General features: G+C 38.3%; 4 protein-coding genes and 2 tRNA genes. 5 read left to right on the top strand and 1 reads right to left on the bottom strand.

From position 1 onward, the window contains the following. The first annotated feature begins 214 nt into the window (after positions 1-214). On the top strand, positions 215-649 hold the full coding sequence (gene dut, locus MUW74_RS00220; protein ID WP_243517706.1) for a dUTP diphosphatase: 435 nt from the start codon (positions 215-217) through the stop codon (positions 647-649). On the opposite strand, the gene dusB is transcribed toward dut, so the two are convergent. After that, positions 646-1,632: a tRNA dihydrouridine synthase DusB gene (dusB, locus tag MUW74_RS00215; protein ID WP_243517702.1), complete on the bottom strand. Its 987-nt coding sequence runs from the start codon at positions 1,630-1,632 to the stop codon at positions 646-648. The genes dut and dusB overlap by 4 nt on opposite strands. 214 nt (positions 1,633-1,846) lie before the next feature. Between dusB and MUW74_RS00210 the strand changes: the two genes are divergently transcribed. The 4 genes from MUW74_RS00210 (at position 1,847) to MUW74_RS00195 (ending at position 5,363) form a co-directional block, all read left to right on the top strand. Continuing rightward, positions 1,847-1,920 (top strand) — tRNA-Ile (locus MUW74_RS00210). Between the two features lie 109 nt (positions 1,921-2,029). After that, positions 2,030-3,748, top strand: coding sequence for a signal peptide peptidase SppA (gene sppA / locus MUW74_RS00205; protein ID WP_243517699.1), 1,719 nt, complete (start codon positions 2,030-2,032; stop codon positions 3,746-3,748). 121 nt (positions 3,749-3,869) lie between these two features. Continuing rightward, positions 3,870-3,951 (top strand) — tRNA-Leu (locus MUW74_RS00200). A 74-nt stretch (positions 3,952-4,025) separates the two neighbouring features. Beyond that, entirely contained in the window at positions 4,026-5,363 is a 1,338-nt protein-coding gene (locus tag MUW74_RS00195) for a trigger factor family protein (protein ID WP_243517696.1), read from the top strand. The last annotated feature ends 86 nt before the right edge of the window (positions 5,364-5,449 follow it).

Here is a 5,449-nt window from a genome sequence, read left to right as displayed (position 1 = left end):
GTAAAAAGTTGCTGAAAGCGCCCCTTACAGCTGGAATAGAAAAACAGCTTGTTTGAAGCCCGCAAAGCGGGCAAGTTCTGTGTTTCCAGCTATAAGGGGCGCTTTCTAGTCGCAACTATTTTACAAGGAGCGTTTTTTTCTTTTTTGGCGTATTTCTGCCATAGTGGTGAATAGATGCTAGAAATCTGTAAGTCTTTTAAATCATTTGTATGATATGGAAGTTCCAATTATTAACCAATCGAACCATCCATTGCCTGCCTATGCTACATTAGGAGCTAGCGGTATGGATTTGCGTGCTTTTATCCCTTTTCCTATTTCACTTCCTGTTGGGCAAAGGGTGCTCATTAGTACGGGTATTTCCATTGCTTTACCGCAAGGGTATGAAGCACAAGTAAGACCACGTAGTGGTTTGGCATTGCACCATGGCATTACTGTTTTAAATAGCCCAGGAACGATTGATGCAGATTACAGAGGTACCATAAAAGTATTACTGATCAATCTTTCTGATCAGCCTTTTATGGTCCAAGATGGCGATAGAATCGCGCAACTAGTGGTATCTAGCTATGAATCAGTTACTTGGAAAGTAGTATCGATGCTTGATCAAACTGTTAGGGGAGTAGGTGGGCATGGTAGTACAGGAAAAGACTAGACTTCATTGGCTACTTTTTCTATGATTTCATCCAAAAGATCAGATATAGTTCTATAGTCATTAGCAGTTACTAAGCTCGATCGATACTGCTTTATACCTGCTACCCCTCGGAAATAATTGGTATAGTGGCGTCTCATCTCTAGTATACCTGTTCGTTCTCCTTTCCACTCTATGGAGTGTAACAAATGTTTTTTTACTGTTTCAATTCGTTCTGCTAGGGTAGGAGGGGGTAGTAGTGTACCGTTTGTATGGTAGTGTTTGATTTCTCTAAAAATCCAAGGATAGCCAATGCTGGCACGCCCAATCATGATACCATCCACTCCATATTGCTTTTTGTAAGCCACTGCCTTTGCAGGCGTGTCAATATCACCATTCCCAAAGATAGGAATATGAATACTGGGATCTGCTTTTACGGCTCCAATATAGCTCCAGTCTGCCGATCCTTTGTACATTTGTTGTCGGGTTCTTCCATGAATGGTTACAGCTTGCACCCCAACATCTTGAAGGCGTTGTACAACCTCTACAATTCTAATCGATTCGTGATCCCATTCTAAACGTGTTTTAACTGTAACAGGAATGCCCACTTGCTTGACAATTTCTGCAGCCATGGCCTGCATCTTAGGAAGATTTAAAAGAATACCAGCCCCTGCTCCTTTGCAGGCTACCTGTTTAACAGGGCAACCATAGTTGATATCTAATAAAGTAGGCTGTGCCTTTTCTACAATAGCAGCTGCTTCTCGCATGACCTCGATGACATCTCCAAAAATTTGTATGCCAATAGGCCGTTCTGCTTCATATATTTCTAACTTTTTTACACTCTTAGTAGCGTCTCTAATTAGTCCTTCAGAGGAAATAAATTCTGTGTACATCAGATCTGCCCCATGTGCTTTGCATATAGCACGAAAAGGGGGGTCACTAACATCTTCCATAGGTGCCAATAAAAGTGGAAAATCACCTAACAGACAATCGCCAATTTGTAACATAAATAAGATCCAATAGTTTGTTTGCTACAAAGCTACGTTTAAAATTGGCATTTTCTATGCATAAAGAAATGATTGCTTATGATTGAGCAGAAAAAATAGTTTAAAGTAAACATTTATTCAGCTATTTATTGGGTATATAGAGAATATATGCGTAAATTAGCTGTCCTGGCAGTTTATGTCAAAATAGTTGCCCTAGGAGATTATAGATTTTGAAGGGCCTGTAGCTCAGCTGGTTAGAGCGCTACACTGATAATGTAGAGGTCCGCGGTTCAAGTCCGCGCAGGCCCACGAAAGTACAAAAAAGATAGTTATTGTGCTTAATGTAGATAGATAAATTTTCCTTGTTGACTTTGTAGCTGCACTTGATGTCTCAGAGCCCATTTCGCATTAATCAAAAATGACCATAAAGCGCTTTATAAAGCAAGTATTTACCATTGCTGTAGGTTTTTTAATTTCTTTATTATCGTTAAGTTTGATAGTTATTTTTATATTTTTAAAATTAACTTCTACAGCTTCTACTAAAATAAAAAACAATTCAGCTGTATTATTCGATATAAGGGGGCGAGTGGTTGAGTGGATGCCCATTTCATTATTTAGATCCAATGAAAGAATGATCAATTTTAAAGTGGTCCTAAAGGCTATTGATCAGGCAACCCACGATCGTCGTATTGCTGCTATCCATTTAGATTTATCTGCTCTGGATGCTGGTTGGGCCGTTCTAGAAGAAATTAGAGAAGCTTTATTGGCTTTTAAACAGCAGGGTAAAACCATCATAGCTTATGCAGATAGCTATACACAAAAATCCTATTATCTGGCTTCTATAGCAGATGAAATCATACTAAACCCCAGTGGACTCTTAGCATTCAATGGCTTTTCTGCAACTATTCATTTTTATACAAAATTGTTTGAGCATATTTCTGTAAAGCCTATCATATTCCGTGTTGGTGCCTATAAAAGTGCAGTAGAACCTTTTTGTTTGACTAAAATGAGTGAAGAGAGTAAAAAGCAAACAAAGGCATATCTGGATGCTTCCTATGAGCACTTTTTAACCAAGGTAGGTAAGGCTAGAGGTATAACGGTTTCGGCACTCAAAGAACATGCCCTTAACCTTTCAGCTGTATTGCCTAGTGATGCCCTTTGTGCTGGCTTTATTACTAAAGTCGGCTATGCAACGGATGCTAAAAAGTTGCTAAAAGAAAAACTAAAATCTCCTGACTTGGTAGGCTATAAGCCTTATGTTGCTTCAGAAAGCTCATCTAATTTGAATCATAAAATTGCCGTTGTAGTTGCCGAAGGCCAGATCATCGAAGGACCAAGTAGCTTAGGTTATGTGGGTGCGCATGATTTTGTTAAAACGCTAAAAGCCATTCAACAAAATAGTAGCATAAAAAGTGTAGTATTGCGGATTAATTCACCAGGTGGTAGTGTTATTGCTTCAGATATTATGTGGAATGCCATAAAAGAGCTTACATCCGTTAAGCCAGTTGTGGCTTCTATGTCTAATGTAGCTGCTTCTGGTGGGTATTATATTGCTGCTCCTTGCAACTATATTTTTGCCCAGCCCACTACTATCACAGGTTCGATTGGTATTTTTGGTCTGTTATTTGACCCAGCTGAATTAATGAATAAAATAGGCATTCACAGTGATGTTGTCAAAACAGCTCCTTCTGCAGATTTTTTATCTCCTAGATTAAGTTGTTCTCAGCAAGAGTCTAAATTTATGTATAAAATATTACAGGCAGGTTATGATGATTTTTTACGTAAGGTGTCCATTGGGCGTGGGCTAAGCTTGGCTTGTGTAGAAGCATTGGCTGGTGGTAGGATATATACGGGTTCAGCAGCCCAAAATAATGGCCTAGTTGATGAATTGGGTGGATTACAAGCAGCCATTGCTAAAGCAGCCGATTTAGCTCAATTGACTCAAAAGTATACTATTTGTTATTTTCCTCGCCCTAAAACAAAATTGGAACAGTTGCTAAGCTATACTACTAATAATCTGCAAATTCAGCTATTAGATTCTCTTGTGCAAGCATATCCTATACTGCATCATTACCAAGTTTTATCTAAGTCCTATGGGTTACAAGCAATGCTTCCTTATAGACTTCATATTGAATAGTATATTTCTTGGTCATTTTACTACTATGCATTAGCTAAAATGCTCATCGGGCTTTGTTTGCTATTTGCTTGAGCAACTTGTTTTTTCTATTTTTGTAGGAGAGTCGTTTTTCTCCTTTTTTACGGATGTGGCGGAATTGGTAGACGCGCTAGACTTAGGATCTAGTACCGTAAGGTGTGGGGGTTCGAGTCCCTTCATCCGTACTTTTTTGTATGTTTTTATTAGTTAATCTAAAAGCAGTTGTTTTTTATCTTATTCTTTATAAATCTGTTTTACCTTGGATATTCAGTTTAACAAGATTAATCCCAATCATGGGGTTATTTCGATTGTCTTACATGAACCTGATTACAAGTCAGCTGTTGAAAAAAAACTAAAGCATTATGCTCAAACGGTTCGTTTAAAGGGGTTTAGACTGGGAGCAGCCCCTGTAGATCTGATTAGAAAGATGTATGGTCCTTCTATTCTTGCTCAAGAACTGAATACAATCGCTGTAGCTGCTTTAAAGGATTATATTGTACAAGAGCGTATTCCTATTTTTATAGAACCTCTTTTTATCACACCTTCTCAAGAAATAGATTTTACCACCCAAGATACATTTACTTTCTCTTATGAAGTTGGCTTAATGGAAGAACGTTCTATTGCATTAGGTCCTGATATTTGTGTTACTGAGTTTGAAGTAGATCATGTGGACCCTAAATTAGTAGATGAATTTTTACAGGCGTTGCAGATTGTTCATGGTCAAGCTGTTCCCCTTGAAGAAACTACCAAGGAAGCTATATTATATGGGTCTCTGACAGATAGTAAAGGGGAAGTTGGTCTAGATATTCGTATATCTGTTATGCACGTTCCTGATCATTTAAGCCCTCCCCTAATAGGGCGTCGTGTTGGTGATAAAGTAACCGTAAGAGAGGAGATGTTACAAAGCCATTTTACGGCTCTTTTAGGTATAAGTTTTGCTGAGTTGATTACCTTTAAACGGTATAAGTCTGCTTGGCCAGCTATTTTTACAATTACCAAGATTATCCATGTTGTTCCAGCACCTATTGAATCTCGTCTTTTTGACCTTGTATTAGGAGAAAGGGTTGCAACTACTGAAAGTGCATTTAGAGAAGCTATTGCTAAAATTATTTTATTCGACAAACGTACGGAAGCACGTCATGCCTTCTATGAGGACCTACGCAAGGAACTTTTTAAACATAATCCAGTCCATTTACCAGAATCTTTTCTTAAAAAGTGGCTTGCTTTTAATAATCCACAGTCAACGCTAAAGCAAATAGAAGATTACTATGATGCTCATGAAGAAACTTTAAAGTGGGAAATCTTGCTAGGTAGCATAGTGCGTCAAAATGATCTGGCTGTTAGTTCTTCAGATATAGTAGATGAAACCAAGCGAGCTTATCTCGATTATGCCCATAACAGTGGTTTAGCGTTAGAAGCTAATGATGATATGATTCATGCAGGTGCGCTTGCTTTTCTAAAAGGGAAGGAAGGGAATCAATATTACACTAAGATGCATAATCACTTGAGCAACGATAGGGCTATCAATTTTATAAAGGAACGTATTTCGGTAGTACACAAAACAGTTACTGCGCAAGCCTTTGATTTAACTAGGTAGCCAGGAAGTAGTAAAGCACTATTTTGTTAGCATTAAAGTCATTAGACAAGCCTCTTGGAAACCTTAAATCGTAGCCGTTCAGCGCA

Origin of the sequence: Candidatus Cardinium sp. cBcalN2, from assembly GCF_022810445.1 — a bacterium.
Taxonomy (GTDB): Bacteria; Bacteroidota; Bacteroidia; order Cytophagales; family Amoebophilaceae; genus Cardinium.
Note: the sequence above shows the minus strand (reverse complement) of the source record. Positions and strands in the feature narration are given on the sequence as shown.